Below are 19,993 nucleotides of genomic sequence, written 5' to 3' on the forward strand. Positions count from 1 at the left end.
CACCCTGGCGGCCACGGCCCTGACCTTCGTGGCGGTGGCGCGCCGGATGGCGCCGCGCGACGACCCGCGATGAAGGGGGATTTCGCCGTCTGGGTCTATCTCTCGCACACGCCGCTGCTGTGGCTGACCGTGACGCTGCTCGCCTACGGCGTGGCCGAGCGGGTCGCGCTGGCCACCGACCGGCACCCCCTCGCCAACCCGGTGCTCGTCGCCATCGTCCTCACGGCCACGGTGCTGTGGCTGACCGGCACGCCCTACGCGACCTACTTCGAGGGTGCGCAGTTCGTCCACTTCCTGCTCGGGCCGGCGACCGTCGCCCTGGCGATTCCCCTCTACGAGTACCGGGCCACGGTGATGCGCGCCCTGGTGCCGATGCTGGCCGCCCTCGTGGTCGGYTCGCTCGTGGGGATCGTCTCGGCGATGAGTCTTGGGCTCATGCTCGGCATCCCCCGCGACGTGGTGGTGGCGATGAGCCCGAAGTCGGTGACCACGGGCGTCGCCATGGGCATCGTCGAGACCTTGGGAGGCGATCCGACCCTGGCCGCCGTGCTCGTCATGCTCACCGGCATGACCGGCGGCATCCTGGTGACGCCACTGATGAACCGCCTGCGGATCGAGGACCGGCGCGCCCGCGGCTTTGCGGCGGGNCTCGTCATGCTCACCGGCATGACCGGCGGCATCCTGGTGACGCCACTGATGAACCGCCTGCGGATCGAGGACCGGCGCGCCCGCGGCTTTGCGGCGGGCCTGGCCGCCCACGGCGTCGGCACCGCCCGCGCCTTCCAGGTCAGCGCCGTGGCCGGCACCTTCGCCGGCATCGCGCTCGGCCTCAACGCCTTCCTCACCGCGATCCTGGTGCCGGTGGCCCACGGCGTCGGCACCGCCCGCGCCTTCCAGGTCAGCGCCGTGGCCGGCACCTTCGCCGGCATCGCGCTCGGCCTCAACGCCTTCCTCACCGCGATCCTGGTGCCGGTGGCGGTGGGGTTCTTGCGCTGATCCCTTGTCGACGCCGATCTAGCGCGCCGCCCGCCACCCTGCGGCCTTCGCCTCATCCCCGGTGCAAAACATCCGCTCGCCTGCCCGGTCGTTGACGCGCGTCCAATCGTAATCACGCGATCCGGGCAAGTGATAGATCCGCTGGCCGCCAGCCGAGATGTTGCCCTTGATCGTGCAGCCGCTCTTGCCGGTCGGGGGCGTAACGGTCTCTGGCCGGGTATCCTCTCCACCAGCGCGGTGGGCGCGGCGCCACTCGGATGGGTCCTGGAACGTGCCGGCCCATATGCCGGTCCGTAGCGCCTTTGCCGTCAGCTCGGCATTCACATAGTCCTCGGCATAGCGCCGGTACGCGATCGCGTGGCCTTCTCGGACCATCCAGGCGTTCAGATCCTCAGCATCTGCTCGGCACAGAGCCACCACGCGGCCGTAGCGGTCGGTGTCCCGGGGCTCACAGGTCACCATACGCTTACCGATGTGATCGGCCAGGGCCAACGCCGCGGCCTGACCGCAGCGGTAGTCCTTGCTGGTTGCGTCCTTGCAGGTCTGAGCGCTCTCGGGTGCGTCGATACCGTGAAGGCGGATACGCGTTTCGCGGATCACCAGCGTGTCACCGTCGGTGACGCTGGCCCGGCCAACGATCGGGTTGGCCACGGCTGGTGACGCGAGGAGCAGGGCAAAGGAGAAGATCCATGGACGCATTCCGCCGTTCTACCCCGCCACGCCGACCGCCGGCTATTGCTCCAATTCGACATTCTGCTCCACAACGGCACTTTCAACGAAGGTTCCGAGCTGCTGCGCCATGGAGTTGTACAGATTGCTGTTGTTTGATCCATCGCTGAGGGTCAGCACAAATGATACATCTTGCTCACCCAACTCATGGTGGCTGGCCGCGTCGAACTGGAAGAGGTCACGGGCGAACACACGAGCATGTAGGCTCATTGTGTCACCGCTGAACGTAATGCCGCCGCGCTTGCTAAAATCTCGGATATGGCGGCGGACCGGATGCCACTTGGCCAAGTCAGCCCTAGCCTCACGCTCGGGCGCTCGGTCCTCGCGCATCGAGCCTAGAAGATTGCTAGTTCCCCCTGCGCGAGTGGTGTATTGCACAGAAGCCTGCAAACGCGTCGCGAAGTAGTTAGGCCCCCCGCTAATAGAGACGATTGGATCAAGGATTGCAGTCAGACGACCCTTGCCAACGAGTTTGCCGTCCCGGATCAACTCAGGCGGGATCGGTATACCTCGCCAATAGTAATTGAAGCCTGGACGCATTTTGGCGCGCCACGCGAGAGTCACGGAACCGGGTGCGCAAGTCCAGGGAAGATGGTCGTGGTGAGGAGTCCCCCAGCCGAGCGCCGCGTGATGCTCCTCAAGCTCGGTCAAGTTGATAATCAGCGCCCGTACGAGGTCGGGCGTCGGATCGCGGAGATTGGCGAAGGTATGCGCCGCGAGAGAGGACACCAGAGGTGCGGCGAAGCTGCTGCCCATCTGCTGTCCGCCGCCAATCATGCGAAGGTTGGAGAACCACGACAGGTCTGGCTTAAGCATCCCTTCCGGCCCAGGGCCGCGCAAAGAGACAGAGCAAGCACCGCCCAGCACCCCGTCGCCTGCGTGTGCCCGGCCTCCAACCGTTAGTGCCGCCTCGCAATCGGCTGGGGCGCATAATTGATCCGTGCCGCCGGCCCGTCGATTACCAATGGAGATCACCGGCAAAATGTTGTGTTCGCGAGCGATTACTCGGATCTCGTCACCGAGGAAGCTCACTAGGTCGGCATCCGCTTCGGGCTCGACCGCATTGAGCGAGATGTTCCAGACCCGTGTCTCGGGATGTGCCCGTGCGACAGCATGCAGGTAGTCGACAAGTCGTGCGAAATCCGCCGGGTAGTTCGCACCCGAACGGGGAAGCGCGCGCACTGTGCCGATGCGGCAGTCAAGTTGCGGCAGGTTTAAGCGATTGTTCCAGGCATAGCCGTGGACCACGAGAGAGCTGACACGGTTGCCGTGCGCGTGATCGGCTTGAACCGGTGGGACGAGGTCGGGCGCTCGCCAAGCTTCTAGGCCAGCGTAGCTCTGTGCTGTCATCCCGCCATCGATTACCGCGACGATCGGTTGGGCTGCTGCATTTGGTACCGGTGGCGTCGGCTCAGCACCGATGCCGGGTGACGTTGCCTCTATGCGCGGCACGGGGTCGATGCGGAACGACGAACCGGACAGCACGATGGCCTGGAGCGCATCCCGGCTTGGCACCGTCACCACACCTCGGGCATGACCAGCTCCACGGTAGCGACGCACGGTCCGAGCAAGATTGGTTTCGTCTCTCCGGACGCTCACAATCGCCTCAGCTCCGTCCCTACGCGCAAGCGGAAATTCCACTGCTGAGAAGGTGGGAACTACGGCTCTCTCGCTCTCGAACCGCATTAGGGTCTGGACTACCGACGCCCGTGCGCTCTCATCGCGGAATGGTAGCAGCCACAGGACGAAAGCTTTGCCTCCGTCAACTTCGGTAGCTCGATCCCAAAGCGCCCCAATCTCTCTGCCGCGGAGCAGCTCGTCGGCGCCGTAAGGGCGGATGTCGCGCACCCGAGAGATAGCGACTCGCGCATCAACAGCCGAGGCCTGCCGGATATGGCGGGCGAGGGCCTGTAGGTGTGCAACTTCCGCCTCGACGAGGTAGCCGTTGCGAGCGGGTGCGACGAGCTGCACATGGTGGCCGTCCGCGAACAGGGGGCGCGGCGTCCAGCTTGGCGCGAACGAGTCCTCGAACATCTCGACTGCCAGATGGATACGCCCAGCGTGCGCGGCCGGAGCGCCGCTGCCCGCGATGGCTTCAAGCTTGTCAGCCAGGACGCGGCGTTGCGTGCTCAGTCGCTCTTGGACGACATGGGCTTCGCTTGCCCCTCGGCCCTGGACGGTCTCCGGCACCGCTTCCTTGCGGAGCGTTAGGACCGGATTGAGGGCAGGGCGTTCGCGGCGTTCCTCAGGCGGCACGACCCGTCTCCTTCAGGTAGGCGCCTACGGTTTGGCGCGTGACGCCTAGAAGCCGTGCGATGTCGATCGCTTTCACTGCGGCACCGCTTAGATGCAGTGCGAGTTCTTTTCGGTGGTCTGCTGGCACGCCTAGTCGGGTTGGCAGGGTGAGCTGACCCTTGCGTGATTGAAGAACGGCCCACACCACGGATCCCGCATCCACCGAACCTCCGGCAAGCGCCGCGTGCCTTCGCGCTGATAGTGCAATGTTCTGTATATCAGCCCCGCTCAAGCCCTCGGCGACCGCTGCCAGCGCCTGCGTGAGCTGCTCTGCGACCACATTCCCCTCAAACAGAAAATGGCGCCATAGATCCGCCCGTGCGCTGGCATCAGGAAGACCCAAGTCGACTTTGTAGGGGAAGCGCCGCCAGATAGCTGGGTCGAGAAGCTGAGGGTGATTCGTCGCGGCGAGTACCACTGCCCGATCGTCAAGGGAATCCAATCCTTGGATGACCGTGTTGACGACGCGCTTTAGCTCGCCCAGCTCGTGGCGATCATCACGGACCTTAGCGACTGCGTCCATCTCGTCGATGAACAACACGGCCTCGCGAGCCGGAACGAAGTCGAAGATGCTGCGGATGTTCTTGGCCGTGTCCCCGAGGAGAGATGAAATCACCGAGTCCAGCCGCACCGTGTAGAGCGGGCGACCGAGCTGCGCAGCGACGTGGCCGGCGAGAAGCGTCTTGCCCGTACCAGGCGGCCCAGCCAGCAGCATCGACAGGCGTGTAGAGAGCCCTTTGGATGACAAGAGGTCGGCGTTGCGCACGTCCTCCAAGAAGCTCGTGACTACCGCGCCGTTCGTATCGCTCAGGAATACAGGAGTGGTCGGCCAAGGCTGCTCCTCGATCAACGGAAGTCGCGACTTTCCATCGACGGGTAGGCTCTCCGCATAGCCGGAGGCGCGTAGCGGCACGCCCTTGCGGCGGATCAGTGCGCGCAACGCACGCGCAGCGTTCTCGTCATCAAGTTCTCCGGCGATCTTGCTTCCAGCGCGGCGTACGCGCGTGTAGTCGGCCGCAAGCGCAGCATCGACCAGTTCCAGAAGATCGTCTTGGGAAACAGTCGGCATGATTTTTTGCTTGGCACCTAGTTGATGCCCAAATGTGTGCCGACCTTCGAATTATGTCAAGAACGAAACGTGATTTGTCAGGCTGTTCCGCAAAAATGAGGGTGGAGGCAGCGGATTTGTCAGGCGGCAGGTCTTTCTTAAGGCTGGACGCAACGCTGCGGCATAGACCCGAACAGGGTTGCGACGCCTGAAAGCATCGTGTCGTTGGGGTGGTCGGTGCAGCAGGCCCGGATCGACCCAGCTATCAAATCGGCGTTCAGCCTCGCCAGGTCGCGGCCAGGGTTGTCTTGGAAAAACTCAGGAGAAGGTTAGCGCCGCTCATGAACCCGGCCGCCCATGAGATTGCCCTCGACCTACCGGCCGGCTCATTCAGCAGCGTGGCAACGTCCCAGCATGGTGTCGTTCCGACGCCCGTGACGCTGTAGGTTCCGGCCAAGATCGGCGACGGCAGCGTTGAGAAGGCGAAGCATGGGCCAGTCCAGCGTGGTCAAGAATTGACCCTCGCGGCCCTGGCACATCGACGCAAGCCATCTGCGCCACGCACCGAACGACACCGTTATGTGAGCCGTCGGTGTGAGACGAGATAAAACTTCGAGCTAAGTTACTGAAGTTGTTGGCGCGCCCACGGGGAATCGAACCCCGGTCTGATCCGTGAGAGGGACCTGTCCTAACCGCTAGACGATGGGCGCGGGGTCGGGGCCTGGGCCCCGACGCTTGTTCCGGCGCGAGACGACTTGCGTCCGGAGGGCGTTGCTATAGCGAGGGCGGCGGGCGGGAGCAAGGCCCCGGGGGGCGAGAAAAACGCGCCCCGCGCGGTTTCGTGGCCCGGCCTCGTGGAGCGAAGGGAGCAACGGTGCAGGATTCAGAGATCCGGCGTGTGACGCTGGATGCGGACGCCCCCCCGGAACGCCTCGACCGGGTTTTGGCGAGGGCGCTGCCGGACCTGTCGCGTGTCAGGCTCCAAGACCTGGTCAAGTCGGGGCAGGTGCGCCGCGAGGGCGTCGTGATCGTCGATCCCTCGATCCGGGTCGGGCGCGGATCGTCCTTCGAGGTGGTCGTCCCGCCCGCGGTGGCGGCAGAGCCGCTGGCCGAGAGCGTCGCCTTCGCCATCGTCCACGAGGACGACGACCTCATCGTCGTCGACAAGCCGGCCGGCCTCGTGGTCCACCCCGCCCCGGGGCACGAGGGCGGTACGCTCGTCAACGGCCTGATCGCCCACTGCGGGGCGAGCCTGTCTGGCATCGGCGGCGTCCGGCGTCCGGGCATCGTCCACCGCCTCGACAAGGATACGAGCGGCCTCCTGGTGGTCGCCAAGAACGACCGGGCCCATCACGGGCTCACCGCGCAATTCGCCGACCACGGCCGCACAGGACCCTTGGAGCGGGCCTATCTCGCCTTCGTCTGGGGCGCACCGGAACCGCGCAGCGGGACGATCGACGCGCCCCTGGCACGCAGCCAGCGCAACCGCGAGAAGATCGCGGTGGTCCGGCCGGAGGTGGGACGCGAGGCGATCACCCACTACCGGGTCGAGCGCATCCTCGGCTCGGCGGCCCCCGTCGCCCTGGTGCGCTGCGAACTCGAGACCGGGCGCACCCACCAGATCCGGGTGCATCTCAGCCATCGCGGACATCCACTCCTGGGCGATGCGGTCTATGGCGGTGCCTTCAAGACCAAGGCCGCACGGCTCGGACCCGGGGCGCGGGCGGCGCTGGTCGACCTCGGGCGGCAGGCGCTGCACGCCACGCTGCTGGGGTTCGCGCATCCGCGCACCGGGCAGACCCTGCGTTTCGAAAGCCCGCTCCCGCCCGACCTCGCGGCCCTCGCCGCGGCCCTGGAGGCCGATAGGTGAGGCGCCGTGGCGCCACGGCAACGGTCAAGTCCGTTCGTCGCGTCGGTGCGAAACGGCACTCGCAGGCGCGGCCATTCGTGCCACCTTCGGCCCGAGTCCGTTTCCGCGCGTTATCGCTTCGGTTCGACTCGTGAACCGGCTACCGGCCCGATCCGTTACCCACTAGAGATGGGGGCGCAGGTCGCCGGCTCAATGGGAGCGGTGTCGCGCTCCCTGAAATCCGCCCGTATCGGGGGATCGTCGAAGGAGGATTGAGACCATGGCAGGCGCATTGCCCGTGCTCGCCAACGAAGGCGGCCTATCGCGCTACCTCGACGAGATCCGCAAGTTCCCGATGCTGGAGCCGAACGAAGAGTTCACCCTGGCCAAGGACTGGCGCGAGAAAGGCGATCGCGAGGCGGCCCATCGCCTCGTGACCTCGCACCTTCGGCTCGTCGCCAAGATCGCCATGGGCTACCGCGGCTACGGCCTGCCCATCGGCGAAGTGGTGTCCGAAGGCAACGTCGGCCTCATGCAGGCGGTTAAGCGGTTCGAGCCCGACAAGGGCTTCCGCCTGGCGACCTATGCCATGTGGTGGATCAAGGCGGCGATCCAGGAGTACATCCTGCGGTCCTGGTCCCTCGTGAAGATGGGCACCACGGCCAACCAGAAGAAGCTGTTCTTCAACCTGCGCAAGGCCAAGGGCAAGATCTCGGCCCTCGACGAGGGCGACCTCAAGCCGGATCAGGTGGCGCAGATCGCCGTCAAGCTCGGTGTCCCCGAGCAAGACGTGATCGACATGAATCGTCGCCTGTCGGGAGACACCTCCCTCAACGCGCCCCTGCGCGAGGAGGGCGAGGGCGAATGGCAGGACTGGCTGGTGGACACCACGCCGAGCCAGGAGACGGTGCTGGCCCGCGAGCAGGAGGGGCAGAACCGTCTGTCCGCCCTGCGCGACGCCCTCTCGGTGCTCAATCCGCGCGAGCGGCGCATCTTCGAGGCTCGCCGTCTGGCCGACGACCCGATCACGCTCGAAGACCTCTCCGGAGAGTTCGGCGTATCCCGGGAGCGGGTGCGCCAGATCGAGGTGAGGGCGTTCGAGAAGATCCAGGAAGCGGTCAAGCGCAACCTCGCCAGCCGCGAGGCACCCCGGGCCGACGCGCACGCCTGAGCCGACGTTTCCGTGCCGGGTCCGGGTGTGACGGTCACACCCGGACCGGTCGCTCAGGGTGATTACCCCGTCAGCGACGCCACTGGTTGAAGGCGTTCTGGATCACCTGGATGCCGGACGATCCCTTCTCGAAGGTGATCACCGCACGCGGCCCGGCCGAGAACTTCAACGCGAGATCGAACCAGCCCTTGTGAAGCAGCAGGTCGGTGTTGCGCTCGACGTCGTTGCGCAGCGACGACAGCCCGATCAGGAACAGGTTCTCGCGGACCTTGACCGGCAGACCCGACAGGGGCGAACCGCGGGCGTTCTCCTCGTCCTTGGCCTGGATCAGGCCGACATCCTGCACCGCCCGCGCCGACCCGGCCGGACCGGTGTTCGTGAAAGCCAGCTCGATCGTATGCGAGGCCGGCAGCGTCGCATCGAGGTTGCGCCGCATCGTCATCGCAAGGCTCAGGCCCGCGTCCGGAAAATCGATGGTGGCGCGGACGGCGGTCTCGAGCGGCTGGCCCTGCTCGCCGTTCACGACATCCAGGCGCCAGACGGCCCTCCCCTGGGTGACCGCGGGCGCCGCGCTCGGGTTGTCGCGGTTCTCCTCGATCAGCACCGCGCGTTGCGCCACCGCGACCTCCGGCTGGGTCGGCAGGGCGGGCGGTCCCGAATTGGCGGCGGGCGCGGTGGCGGGGCGCTCGACGGGTGCGGCCTCGCCGCCGATGCGGTCGGCGAACTTCGTGTCGGCCCCGTCGGCGGGGGCACCCTGGCTGTCGCCGGCCACGGGCTGGAGATCGCTCGGGCGGTCCCGCAGCAGGTAGGCCGCCGTGGCGATCAGCCCGATGACGATGGCGAGGACGCTGCCGACGAAGACGTTGCGCAGCAGGCGGGCATTGCTGCGCCGGGGCGCGACCACGTCGATGCGCGGCCGCTGCCGGCCGTTTGCGGCATCGGCGGGCAGGGTCCCGGCCTCGCTCTCCTCGTCGAGACGGGCGGCGGGGTCGATGGCCGCGGCCGCTTCGTTCCGGGGCGCGTCGACCGGGGCAGGCTGCGGCGGCGTCCCGTCCGTATCGCGAATCGGCTCGACGGCGACCGGTGGCTTGAGGGCGCGCGGCGGCAGCGGGATGACGGGGGCCACAGCCGGGGGCAGGACCGACGGTTCCGGCAGGACCGGATCGGCCGGCGGCAGGACAGGAGCCGGCGGCTCGGGCGGCAACGGCTCCGGCATCGGATCGTCGGCGGGGACCGGAGCGGCAGGAGCGATCGCCACCTCGCCGTAGTCGACCTCGAGCCGCTCGATGGCGGCCTCCAGGGCCGACCGCTCACGGTCGATGTCAACCTCCGAGAGCGGCGGTACGATGGAACGGAGCTGGCCGATCAGGGCCCCGCGCGCGCGGTCGTACACGGCCTTGCGCAGGTCCGCGGAACGGTCGGGCAGGGCGTCGAGCGCGCGCGCCAGCAACGGGTAGTAGTCGGCCATCGTGCGTTTTCGTCCGCTTCTCCCGCGGCCACGCGAACGGGTGTGTCGCGGGGCCGGCCTTCAGCTCGTCGATGGAGCATCGGATCGTGGCCGGACCGAACGCCAGGGTCCGGGCCGGTGGTCCTAGTCAGGTTCGCGTCGGCACGCCGCCGCTTCACCCTGCCCGTCGTCTTCATGAGCCGCAGGTTTTCGAAGTGAACCCGGCGACCGCTTTTGCGAAACCCGCTCCGCGATGCGGCTAATCCTCGAAGGGATTGTGCATCAGGATGGTGTCGTTCCGCTCGGGCGAGGTCGACAGAAGGGCGACGGGCGCGCCGATCAGCTCCTCGATGCGACGGACGTATTTGATGGCCTGTGCCGGCAGGTCGGCCCAGGAGCGCGCGCCGGCGGTGGTGCCCGACCAGCCCTCGACGGTCTCGTAGATCGGCTCGACCTGGGCCTGCGCCGCCTGGTTGGCGGGAAGGTGGTCGAGGATCTCGGAGCCGAGGCGATAGCCGGTGCAGACCTTGATGCTCTCGAACCCGTCGAGGATGTCGAGCTTGGTCAGGGCGATGCCGTCGATGCCCGACGTCTTCACCGTCTGGCGCACCAGTACCGCATCGAACCAGCCGCAGCGACGCTTGCGCCCGGTGTTCACCCCGAACTCGCGGCCCTTGGTGCCGATGGTCTCGCCGATCTCGTCGAACAATTCCGTGGGGAACGGGCCTTCGCCGACGCGGGTGGTGTAGGCCTTGGCGATGCCGAGCACGTAGCCGATCGCGGAGGGACCCATGCCCGAGCCCGTCGCCGCCTGGGCCGCCACGATGTTGGACGAGGTGACGAAGGGATAGGTTCCGTGGTCGACGTCGAGGAGCGCACCCTGCGCGCCCTCGAACAGGATGCGCTTGCCCGCGCGGCGCTGCTCGTCGAGGAGCGACCACACGGCGGAGGCATAGGGAAGGATGGTCGGCGCGATGGCCTTCAGCTCGGCGAGCAGCCCCTCGGCATCGACCTCGTCGATCCCGAGGCCCCGGCGCAGGGCGTTGTGATGCGCCAGGACCCGTTCGATCTTGCCGGCAAGCGTCGATTCGTCGGCGAGGTCGACGACGCGGATCGCGCGCCGCCCGACCTTGTCCTCGTAGGCCGGGCCGATGCCGCGCTTGGTCGTGCCGATCTTGAGGCCGGGCGCCGAGGTCTCGCGGAAGTGGTCGAGCTCGCGATGGAGCGGCAGGATCAGCGTGGCGTTGTCGGCGATGCGCAGGGATTTCGGCGAGATCTCGACGCCCTGGGCCTGCAGCCGGGCGATCTCGTCCACGAGGTGCCAGGGATCGACCACGACGCCGTTGCCGATCACCGAGAGCTTGCCGCCGCGCACGACCCCCGAGGGCAGCAGCGCCAGCTTGTAGGTCACGCCGTCGACCACGAGCGTATGCCCGGCATTGTGGCCGCCCTGGAAGCGGACAACCACGTCGGCCTGCTCGGAGAGCCAGTCGACAATCTTACCCTTGCCTTCGTCGCCCCACTGGGCGCCTACGACGACGACATTCGCCATCCGTGATCAACCTGTCCTGATTCAGCCCACGCGAAAAACCCCGGGCCGGGCCGGGGCTTAATGTCGCCGCTGTCTTGGGCGATCTCATCGTCGATTGCAAGGCGACGCCCGGACCGCCCGGGATGCCCTACTTGGCCCCGCCCCTACTTGGCCTCGCCGTTGCCGGGCAGCTGGCCGGGCTTGATCACGGGCATGCCGCCCGGATCCTTCACCGGCGGCGCGACCGTCATATCGGGGCTGATGCCGGCCGGCGGCTTGATGACGCCGTCGCTCTTTTCGAGCTTGTCGCTCAAGGTCGAACCGGTGGCGTCGCCGGATTCGGGGCGGATCTTGTCGGGGATGGTCTGGTTCGGCGGCGGCAGGGCCGGGTCGGTGTCGCGACCCTTGAGGGGAGCGTCCGGGGACTGGGCAAAGGCCGCACTGCTGATCAGTCCGGCGAGAAGGAGCGTGGCGGTACGGGTCAGGCTCGGCATGGGACCTCCAGGTCTTGGAGGAGGAAACCGCCGGTTGCCGACGAGGTTCCGATGCCCGCGAGCCCCGGCCGAGGGATCGGCGGGGCCGCTACTTGCCGCCACTGGTCGCCAGGTTGCGGCGGGTGTCGGCCTGGCCGCTGACCTCGCCGAAATACTTGGAGGAATCGCCGAGCTGGACCGAGGGCTGGCAGTTCGGCGTGCAGGAATAGGATTCGCGATCGAGCCCGCGCTGCACCATCACCACCGAGGCCTGCGGGGCCTGCACGCTGATGGTGGATTCGGCCAGCATCTCGCCGGTCCCGTCGAGGGCGATCAGGTTGGTGGCCCCGAAGCTCTTGCCGGTCAGGATCAGGACGCCGTTCTTCTGGAGCGACACGTCGGCGACCATGGGATTGCCGACGATGACGGTGCGGGTCTTCTCGGGCAGCCGCATCACCTTGGCGTTGTCGACCGTCACGGTGATCACCGCGGGAACGCCCTGAGCCGCGCCGTCCCGGATATCGGCCACCGCCGACAGCGCGATCGCCCCGGCCACGACGAGGGCCGCGCGCCACGCCCGGCGGGCGGGCGAGGGGCGGGAGGTGGTAGCGAGCCGATCGGACATGGGAAACACGACTCTTGCGTCAGGAGGCGACGATCGGCCCAAGCGTGCCGGCGGCCGGATCGTCCGGGCCGGACGACCGAGACTGCTCTCGATCTCGCGGCGACCGGAACGACGGTGCCGGGCAAGAACATCATAGAAGAGTGAACGAACCGCTAAATCCGGCGGTGGCGGCGATCGGACGGCCCCGTGGGCGGTGGCGCGAGGACGACCGCACTTCATGAGTGTGCGTCGCAAAATCTCCCCCCGCGGCCCCACCGATCACGTGTTCGTGTAGCCAAAACTTGGCATGCACCCCCGCGGCGGGGTCGATAGTCTCGACCTAGCCTCCGCCCCTGCGCCGCCAGGCGATTAAGCGCAATTTTACCACAGAAACGTCCCTACCGGCCCGATCCCGTTTCGGTGACCGATTTAACCTAATCTCAAGGCGCTCCTGACAATCTGCACCTGTCACCGAATGAGCCGCGACGGTCTTCGAGGACGCATCGTAGATCGTCAAACAAGGACGCACCCCATGACCAGCATCTTCAAGCGCTTCGCTTCCGACGAGTCCGGCGCCACCGCCATCGAGTACGGCCTCATCGCCGCCCTCATCGCCGTCGTCGTGATCACCGCCGTGACCACCATCGGCACCAACCTGAACGCGACCTTCGTCAAGATCAGCACCAAGATCGGCGCTCCGTAAGCAGGACATCCGACGATCGCTTCGTGCGATCGTCCGGTCTTGGGGTGATGGATGGGGCCAGGCGACTGTCTGGTCCTTTCCTCGTTTCCGTTCTTCGTCTCCATGTCGCCCGATCCGTCGCCGACCTCCACGTCATGGGAAGACCGCCATGGGCACGCTGGGACTCCTCGTCGTATTCCCGTTCCTGATGGCCTACGCGGCCTCCAGCGATCTCCTGACGATGACGATCCCCAACCGGGTGTCGCTCATCCTGCTTGTCGGGTTCTTCGCCTTCGCGGCCGCCTGCGGCTTCACCTGGACCGAAGTCGGGCTGCACGTCGGCGCCGGCAGCCTAGTGCTCGCGGTCACCTTCACGCTGTTCGCCCTCGGCGTAATCGGCGGCGGCGATGCCAAGCTCGCGGCCGCCACCGCCCTCTGGCTCGGGTTCGACCACCTGGTCGATTATCTGATCGTGGCTTCGATCGCGGGGGGTGCCCTGACGCTGCTGCTCCTGGTGTCCCGCAGCTATCCGCTCCCCTTCATCGCCGGCCGTCTTCCCTTCGTCCTGCACCTCCACGACCGCAAGACCGGCGTTCCCTACGGCATCGCCCTGGCGGCATCGGCCCTCGTGGTGCTTCCCGAGACATTAGTCTGGTCGCGCGCCCTCGCCGCGTGAAACCATCGGTCCGGCCGCTGGCCGGGCGTGACCGTGCACCGCCCCTCCCGCGGTGATCCGGCATCCCCTGCGCGACGTCGACATCCGCATTGCGACGCCGTCGACGCGATGTCATCCACGTCCGCTCGACGGATCGCGTCCGCGCACGGGATCGGCCGGGGCCCGGTGTCAAGTCGGCATCGAAGACCCAGCAGGGATCCTACCAAGTGTTAACCGTAATTTGAGGATTCCCGGAGCATCGTCCTGATCGGCGGCGAGTGGTCGCCCTAGCAGGTTGAAGCCCGGCAATGAAACCAGCGCGCCTTGCCGTCCTCGGGATTGCCCTCGCCACGGGTGGCGCCGCCGCTTACCTCATGAGCGGTGGCGAAGCGCCCGCGCCGCAACCCATCGCCTCGGCCCCCCCGCCGCCCAGCATGCCCGTGGTCGAGGTCCTCGTGGCCGCCGCCGAGCTGCCGATGGGGCAGACCATCCGGCCGGCCGACCTGCGCTGGCAGGCCTGGCCGGAGCAGGGCGTGACCGCCGGCTACATCACCCGCACCGCCTCGCCCAAGGGCCTCGAGGAGATCGCCGGATCGGTGGTGCGCACCGCCTTCCTTCCCGGCGAGCCGGTGCGGCCGCAGAAGCTGGCGCGGTCCGACGGCGGCTTCATGGCCGCGATCCTGCCCGCGGGCATGCGCGCCGTCGCCGTGGTCATCGACACGCGCGGGTCGAGCTCGGCCGGCGGCTTCATCCTCCCCAACGATCATGTCGACCTCATCCGCACCTTCCGCGAGGAGGAACCCGGCAATTCCGGCGACGGCCAAGTCTCCGAGACCCTGCTGACCGACGTGCGGGTCCTGGCCATCGGCCAGATCGTCCAGGAGAAGAACGGCGCCACCGTCGTCACCGGCGAGACCGCGACCCTCGCCCTGACGCCCGCCCAGGCGGAACTCGTCACCCTGGCGCAGAAGGTCGGCTCCCTGTCCCTGTCGCTGCGCAGCCTCGTCGACTCCGGTCGAACCACGACGGAGGCCGAGGCGCCGGTCGAGACGCGCTCCGACGCGGCCCTCACGGTGGTGCGCTTCGGCGTCTCGAAACAGCAATCGCGGCGCTGAGCCATGTCTCACCGAAACGTCATGTCTCGCCGAAACGTCACGAAGGATTCGTCGATGACCAGCAGATCCCGTGGCCCGTCGCAGCGCGATTCCCGCGCCCCAGTCGTCATCGGCCGCGTCGCGACGGGTCACGCCCTCGTGGCGGCCGTCGCCCTGGCCGGGGCCATCGCGGCAGCCGGCCCGGCACTGGCGCGCCCCGCCGGGGTGCTCACCGCCGCACCGGTCCTCGACGTCGGCAGCGACGAATCCGCCACCTCGCGCAAGCTCGACCTGACCATCGGACGCTCGCTGATCATCGATCTGCCGCGGGACGCCAAGGAGGTGTTCGTCGCCAACCCGAAGGTCGCCAACGCGGTGGTCCGCTCCACCCGCAAGGTGTTCATCATCGGGATGGAGAACGGCGCCACCTCGATCTTCATCATGGACGCCGAGGGGCGCCAGATCACCGCCCTCGACGTCACCGTGGCGCGCGACCTCAACGTGCTGCGCCAGACCCTCAACCAGAGCATCGCCGGTGCCCGCTTCGACGTGCGCGCCGCCGGCGACTCGATCCTGCTCACGGGCACGGTCAACTCGGCGGCGGAGGCCGCCCAGGCCCTCGACATCGCCAACGCCTTCGTCGGCCTCGGCGCTGGCGGGGGAGCGGGGGGCCTGCGCGGCACGGTCGTCAACAACCTCACCATCCGCGGCAAGGACCAGGTGATGCTGCGCGTCACCGTGGTCGAGGTTTCGCGCACGGTGCTCAAGCAGTTCGGCATCAACGTCAGCGGCAGCTGGTCGGGCCTGCGCCTGGCCAACACCGCGCCGCTGGGCATCAACGGCGGCCGGTTTCCGGCCGGCAACCGGATCGGCGGCGTGATCGGCGCCACCGACGCGTTGGGAAACCTCACCGGGAACGGCATCTCCGCGACGCTGCAGGCGTTCGAGCAGGCCGGCGTCTCGCGCATCCTGGCCGAGCCGACCCTGACGGCGATCTCCGGCGAGGCGGCCAAGTTCACGGCCGGCGGCCAGCTGCCGGTGCCCGGCGCCCTCGCCTGCTCGGCGTCGACCACCGGCGTCCAGAGCTGCCAGCCCAGCATCACCTTCAAGCCCTACGGCGTCAGCCTCAGCTTCACCCCGGTGGTGCTGGCCGACAACCGCATCTCGATCCGCGTCGGGACCGACGTCACCGAGATCGACCAGCAGAACACCCTCAACATCAACTTCAGCGGCACGACGACCGCGGTGCCCGGCTTCACCGTGCGCAGTTCGGAGACGACGATCGAGCTCGCCTCCGGCGCCACGATGATGACCGCCGGCCTGATCCAGCAGAAGAACAGGGCGGCCATCACCGGCCTGCCCGGCCTCATCAACCTGCCGATCCTGGGCGCCCTGTTCCGCTCGCGCGACTACCAGCGCGACGAGACCGAACTGATGATCATGGTGACGCCCTACATCGCCAAGCCGATGGAGGCCAAGCAGGTGGCGCGCCCCGACGACGGGTTCGTCGATGCCTCCGACAGCCAGGCGATCCTGCTCGGGCGCGTCAACCGCCTCTACGGCGGCGCGGGCGCCGCGCCGCTCGGCCCGACCTATCGCGGCCGGGTCGGCTTCATCACGGACTGACGGCGGCCCCGTCCGGCTCCAGGCCCAGCGCGGCCATTCCCGTCAACGCTCCGGCGCCACCAGGATCTCGACCGATGACCTCGAAACCCGTCAAGACCGCGTTCGTCCTCACGGCCCTCGTGGCCCTGCCCGGTCTGCTGGGCGCCTGCCGCTCGGAGCGGGTGATCACCACCGGCTCGGTCGCGCCGGCGGACTACCGGGCACGCCATCCGATCGTGCTCACCGACAACCAGCGCAGCCTCGACGTCTTCGTGACGGGCACCGGCCATCTCGACCCGCGCCAGACGGCGGACCTCGACGCCTTCGTCCTCGAATTCCGCCGCTTCGGCCGCGGCGTCCTCGTCCTCGACATGCCCCGCGGCGTATCGCCGGCGGTGGGCGCGGGAGTCGAGCGCACCGCGGCGTCGATCCGCCGGGTGGCGGCCGAGGGCGGGGTGCCCCCGCGCCAGATCGTGGTCGAGAACTACGCGGTGGCCAACCCCGCGCTGTCGGCGCCGGTGCGGGTGAGCTTCCAGCGGATGGAGGCCAAGGTCGCCAGCCAGTGCGGCACCTGGCCGGGCGACCTCGGCGTCAGCGATCCCGTCACCAGCAACCGCAACGAGCCGTCTTGGAACTTCGGCTGCGCGTCCCAGACCAACTTCGCCGCCCAGGTCGCCGACCCGGTCGACCTCGTGCGCGGCCGCCCGGAGGGTCCGGTCGACTCCGTCCGGCGCACCCTGGACATCGGAAAACTGCGCCAAGGCAAGGATCCGTCAACCAGATGGAATCAAGATGGGCAGACGAGCGTGAAGTCGCAGGTCGGCAACTGAGCGAGACGCGGGTCGCGCATGTCGGGACCACCGCGAGCCTCGCCGTCTTCACCGCGGCAACCTGAACCGGATCACCGACCATGGCGGACCTGCACGAGACATCCGAGCGCCTGATCGCACCGGTGCCACGCATCACGATCCAGGCCTTCTGCGAGACCCAGGACGCGGCGGGCATGATCGAGGCCGCCTGCCTCGACAGGCGCATGCAGAAGGCCCACGTCAAGGTGCAGATGGGCGGCGGGCCGGCCGCGGTGGAAGCCTACCGCCACGCCCCCACCCCGAACGTCATCATCATCGAGACGCAAGGGGCCAAGTCGCGCCCCCTCGAATGCCTCGATTCCCTGGCCGAGGTCTGCGACGAGGGCACCAAGGTCATCGTCATCGGCCACGTCAACGACGTGCAGCTCTACCGCCAGTTCCTGCAGCGGGGGGTGAGCGAATACCTGATGGCGCCCGTCGACCCGATCACCCTGATCCAGTCGATCTCGGACCTGTTCACGGCGCCCGGCGCCAAGCCCGTGGGCCGCACCATCGCGGTGGTGGGAGCCAAGGGCGGCGTCGGCTCCTCGACCATCGCCCACAACCTCGCCTGGACCATCGCCCGCGGCCACGGCACCGCCACGGTGATCGCCGACCTCGACATCGCCTTCGGGACCGCCGGCCTCAACTTCAACCAGGACCCGCCCCAGGGCATCGCAGAGGCGGTGTTCGCGCCCGAGCGCCTCGACGGCAACCTCCTCGACCGCCTGCTCTCGAAATGCAGCGACAACCTCAGCCTGCTCTCGGCGCCCGCGATCCTCGACCGCACCACCGACCTGTCCGAGCCGGCCTTCGACAACCTCGTCGACCTGCTGCGCGCGGCGGTGCCCTGCATCATCCTCGACGTCCCCCACCAATGGTCGGCCTGGACGCGGCGGCTGCTGATCGCCGCGGACGAGATCGTCATCGTGGCGGCTCCCGAGCTCGCCTCCCTGCGCAACGCCAAGAACCTGCTGACCCTGCTCCAGCAGAACCGCCCCAACGACGCGCGCCCGCGCATCGTCCTCAACGGCGTCGGCGTGCCCAAGCGCCCCGAGATCGGCGCGGCCGACTTCGCCAAGGCCCTCGATGCGCCGCTCACGGCCAGCATCCCCTTCGATCCGGCGCTGTTCGGCACGGCCGCCAACAACGGCCAGATGATCGCCGAGATCCAGCCCGGCGCGAAGGCGTCGGAGGTCTATGCCGACCTCGCCGCCAAGCTCACCGGCCGTCCCGAGGTCAAGCGCGGCCGGGCGAACCTGCTCGAGCCGTTCCTGGCCAAGATCGCCCGGCGCAAGGCCTCGTGATGCCCGCGGTCGTCGATCCCGCGATGCCACGGCGTCGCGCCCGGGGCACACCCAACGGCGCGAAGCCGGCATCCCGCATCACGATGACCGCCCGTATCACGATGACCGCCGAGGTTTGCCGTCATGTTCGGTAGGAGAAACGGCGCGGCCGCCGCGCAGGCCCCAGCGCCGGGCCCGGCCCGCACGCAGGTGCCGGTGTCCGTGCGCGAGGAGAAGCCCCAGCCGGCGCAGCGCCAAGACGTGACGCGCCCGGACGGGTCCCGACAGGACGGCACGCGTCACGAATCCTCGCGTCGGCCCGAGCCGGTCGCGGTGCAGGAGGCGCAGAAGTCCGAGGACTACTACCGCACCAAGAGCATGATCTTCGGGGCGCTGATCGAAGCGATCGATCTCGCCCAGCTCTCGCGCCTGGACGCCGAGACCGCCCGCGAGGAAATCCGCGACATCGTCTCGGAGATCATCGGCCTCAAGAACATCGTCCTCTCGATCGCCGAGCAGGAGGAACTGCTCGACGACATCTGCAACGACGTCCTCGGCTACGGCCCCCTCGAGCCGCTGCTGGCCCGCGACGACATCGCCGACATCATGGTCAACGGCGCCAACCGCGCCTTCATCGAAGTCGGCGGCAAGATCCAGCTCACCAACGTGCGCTTCCGCGACAACCAGCAGCTGATGAACATCTGTCAGCGCATCGTCAGCCAGGTCGGCCGGCGCGTCGACGAATCCTCGCCGATCTGCGACGCGCGCCTGCCGGACGGATCGCGCGTCAACATCATCGCCCCGCCGCTGGCCCTCGACGGGCCGATCCTCACCATCCGTAAGTTCAAGAAGGACAAGCTGACCCTCGACCAGCTGGTGAAGTTCGGCGCGATCTCGCCGGAGGGCGCCAAGATCCTCCAGATCATCGGCCGGGTACGCTGCAACGTCGTGATCTCCGGCGGCACCGGCTCGGGCAAGACGACGCTCCTGAACTGCCTCACCCGCTACATCGACGAGGACGAGCGCATCATCACCTGCGAGGACGCGGCGGAGCTGCAGCTGCAGCAGTCCCACGTCGTGCGCCTCGAGACCCGCCCGGCCAACATGGAGGGCTCGGGCCAGGTCACCATGCGCGACCTCGTCAAGAACTGCCTGCGCATGCGGCCCGAACGCATCATCGTCGGCGAGGTGCGCGGACCCGAGGCCTTCGATCTGCTCCAGGCGATGAACACCGGCCACGACGGCTCGATGGGGACGCTCCACGCCAACTCCCCGCGCGAGGCCCTGGCGCGTATCGAATCGATGATCACCATGGGTGGCTTCACGCTGCCCTCGCGCACCCTGCGCGAGATGATCTGCGGCTCGATCGACGTGATCGTGCAGGCGACGCGCCTGCGGGACGGCTCGCGCCGCATCACGCACATCACCGAGGTGATGGGCATGGAAGGCGACGTGATCATCACCCAGGACCTGTTCGTCTACGACATCAGGGGCGAGGACGCGAACGGACGCCTGATCGGACGGCACCGCTCCACCGGCATCGGCCGCCCGCGCTTCTGGGAGCGCGCCCGATACTACGGCGAGGACCAGGCGCTCGCCGCCGCCCTCGACGCCGCCGCCGCCCTCGACGGAGATCCGATGTGACCCGCGCCGGTCCGCCCGACATGAGTTCCCTGCCAT

Annotated in this window: 17 protein-coding genes, 1 tRNA gene and 1 pseudogene; 11 read left to right on the forward strand and 8 right to left on the reverse strand. The window is 68.0% G+C overall.

Features of this window, described 5'->3' with window-relative positions:
- Positions 1-69: 69 nt before the first annotated feature.
- Together ASG59_RS21265 and ASG59_RS21270 are read left to right on the forward strand one after the other, a co-directional pair.
- The coding region (locus tag ASG59_RS21265; protein WP_244475688.1) for an LrgB family protein at positions 70-647 on the forward strand (578 nt) is incomplete at its 3' end.
- Position 648: 1 nt separating this feature from the next.
- Positions 649-996: pseudogene (locus ASG59_RS21270) on the forward strand (LrgB family protein); the annotation flags it as partial.
- An 18-nt stretch (positions 997-1,014) separates the two neighbouring features.
- Here ASG59_RS21270 and ASG59_RS09650 read toward each other — a convergent pair.
- From ASG59_RS09650 to ASG59_RS09665, 4 genes are all read right to left on the reverse strand, one after another.
- Positions 1,015-1,695 (reverse strand): thermonuclease family protein, encoded by a 681-nt coding sequence (locus ASG59_RS09650; protein WP_056408611.1) that lies wholly within the window; start codon positions 1,693-1,695, stop codon positions 1,015-1,017.
- 33 nt (positions 1,696-1,728) lie between these two features.
- Positions 1,729-3,981: a S8 family peptidase gene (locus ASG59_RS09655; protein ID WP_056408613.1), complete on the reverse strand. Its 2,253-nt coding sequence runs from the start codon at positions 3,979-3,981 to the stop codon at positions 1,729-1,731.
- Positions 3,971-5,089, reverse strand: a complete 1,119-nt coding sequence (locus ASG59_RS09660) for an AAA family ATPase (protein ID WP_056408615.1) — start codon at positions 5,087-5,089, stop codon at positions 3,971-3,973. Before ASG59_RS09660 ends, ASG59_RS09655 begins: the two co-directional genes overlap by 11 nt.
- Positions 5,090-5,703: 614 nt before the next feature.
- A tRNA-Glu gene (locus tag ASG59_RS09665) sits at positions 5,704-5,778 on the reverse strand.
- A gap of 164 nt (positions 5,779-5,942) precedes the next feature.
- Between ASG59_RS09665 and ASG59_RS09670 the strand changes: the two genes are divergently transcribed.
- The gene (locus tag ASG59_RS09670) at positions 5,943-6,938 is read left to right on the forward strand and encodes an RluA family pseudouridine synthase (protein WP_056408617.1); all 996 of its coding nucleotides are present in this window, start codon (positions 5,943-5,945) and stop codon (positions 6,936-6,938) included.
- A gap of 259 nt (positions 6,939-7,197) precedes the next feature.
- Entirely contained in the window at positions 7,198-8,088 is an 891-nt protein-coding gene (gene rpoH / locus ASG59_RS09675) for an RNA polymerase sigma factor RpoH (protein ID WP_055879259.1), read from the forward strand.
- A 70-nt stretch (positions 8,089-8,158) separates the two neighbouring features.
- Here rpoH and ASG59_RS09680 read toward each other — a convergent pair whose 3' ends face one another.
- The 4 genes from ASG59_RS09680 to ASG59_RS09695 all read right to left on the reverse strand — a co-directional run bounded on the left by ASG59_RS09680 (position 8,159) and on the right by ASG59_RS09695 (position 12,164).
- Complete coding sequence (locus ASG59_RS09680) at positions 8,159-9,556, reverse strand: hypothetical protein (RefSeq protein WP_056408623.1); 1,398 nt, start codon at positions 9,554-9,556, stop codon at positions 8,159-8,161.
- Positions 9,557-9,794: 238 nt separating this feature from the next.
- Entirely contained in the window at positions 9,795-11,087 is a 1,293-nt protein-coding gene (locus ASG59_RS09685) for an adenylosuccinate synthase (protein ID WP_055879266.1), read from the reverse strand.
- A 143-nt stretch (positions 11,088-11,230) separates the two neighbouring features.
- Positions 11,231-11,560 (reverse strand): hypothetical protein, encoded by a 330-nt coding sequence (locus tag ASG59_RS09690; protein ID WP_056280530.1) that lies wholly within the window; start codon positions 11,558-11,560, stop codon positions 11,231-11,233.
- Positions 11,561-11,648: 88 nt separating this feature from the next.
- Positions 11,649-12,164: a pilus assembly protein N-terminal domain-containing protein gene (locus ASG59_RS09695; protein WP_082494278.1), complete on the reverse strand. Its 516-nt coding sequence runs from the start codon at positions 12,162-12,164 to the stop codon at positions 11,649-11,651.
- Between the two features lie 511 nt (positions 12,165-12,675).
- Here ASG59_RS09695 and ASG59_RS19905 point away from each other — a divergent pair.
- The 7 genes from ASG59_RS19905 to ASG59_RS09725 all read left to right on the forward strand — a co-directional run bounded on the left by ASG59_RS19905 (position 12,676) and on the right by ASG59_RS09725 (position 19,957).
- The gene (locus tag ASG59_RS19905; protein WP_082528714.1) at positions 12,676-12,846 is read left to right on the forward strand and encodes a Flp family type IVb pilin; all 171 of its coding nucleotides are present in this window, start codon (positions 12,676-12,678) and stop codon (positions 12,844-12,846) included.
- A 148-nt stretch (positions 12,847-12,994) separates the two neighbouring features.
- Positions 12,995-13,501 carry a prepilin peptidase gene (locus ASG59_RS09700; RefSeq protein ID WP_056408626.1) on the forward strand — a complete coding sequence of 169 codons (507 nt, stop codon included), beginning with the start codon at positions 12,995-12,997 and terminating at the stop codon, positions 13,499-13,501.
- A gap of 287 nt (positions 13,502-13,788) precedes the next feature.
- Positions 13,789-14,595: a Flp pilus assembly protein CpaB gene (gene cpaB, locus ASG59_RS09705; RefSeq protein WP_055879276.1), complete on the forward strand. Its 807-nt coding sequence runs from the start codon at positions 13,789-13,791 to the stop codon at positions 14,593-14,595.
- Positions 14,596-14,649: 54 nt separating this feature from the next.
- On the forward strand, positions 14,650-16,200 hold the full coding sequence (locus ASG59_RS09710) for a type II and III secretion system protein family protein (protein WP_082494280.1): 1,551 nt from the start codon (positions 14,650-14,652) through the stop codon (positions 16,198-16,200).
- A gap of 74 nt (positions 16,201-16,274) precedes the next feature.
- The gene (locus ASG59_RS09715; RefSeq protein ID WP_055879278.1) at positions 16,275-17,009 is read left to right on the forward strand and encodes a CpaD family pilus assembly protein; all 735 of its coding nucleotides are present in this window, start codon (positions 16,275-16,277) and stop codon (positions 17,007-17,009) included.
- A gap of 80 nt (positions 17,010-17,089) precedes the next feature.
- Positions 17,090-18,334 (forward strand): AAA family ATPase, encoded by a 1,245-nt coding sequence (locus ASG59_RS09720; protein WP_055879283.1) that lies wholly within the window; start codon positions 17,090-17,092, stop codon positions 18,332-18,334.
- 123 nt (positions 18,335-18,457) lie between these two features.
- The gene (locus tag ASG59_RS09725) at positions 18,458-19,957 is read left to right on the forward strand and encodes a CpaF family protein (RefSeq protein ID WP_056408628.1); all 1,500 of its coding nucleotides are present in this window, start codon (positions 18,458-18,460) and stop codon (positions 19,955-19,957) included.
- The last annotated feature ends 36 nt before the right edge of the window (positions 19,958-19,993 follow it).

The organism is Methylobacterium sp. Leaf466 (assembly GCF_001425565.1).
Lineage (GTDB): Bacteria > Pseudomonadota > Alphaproteobacteria > Rhizobiales > Beijerinckiaceae > Methylobacterium.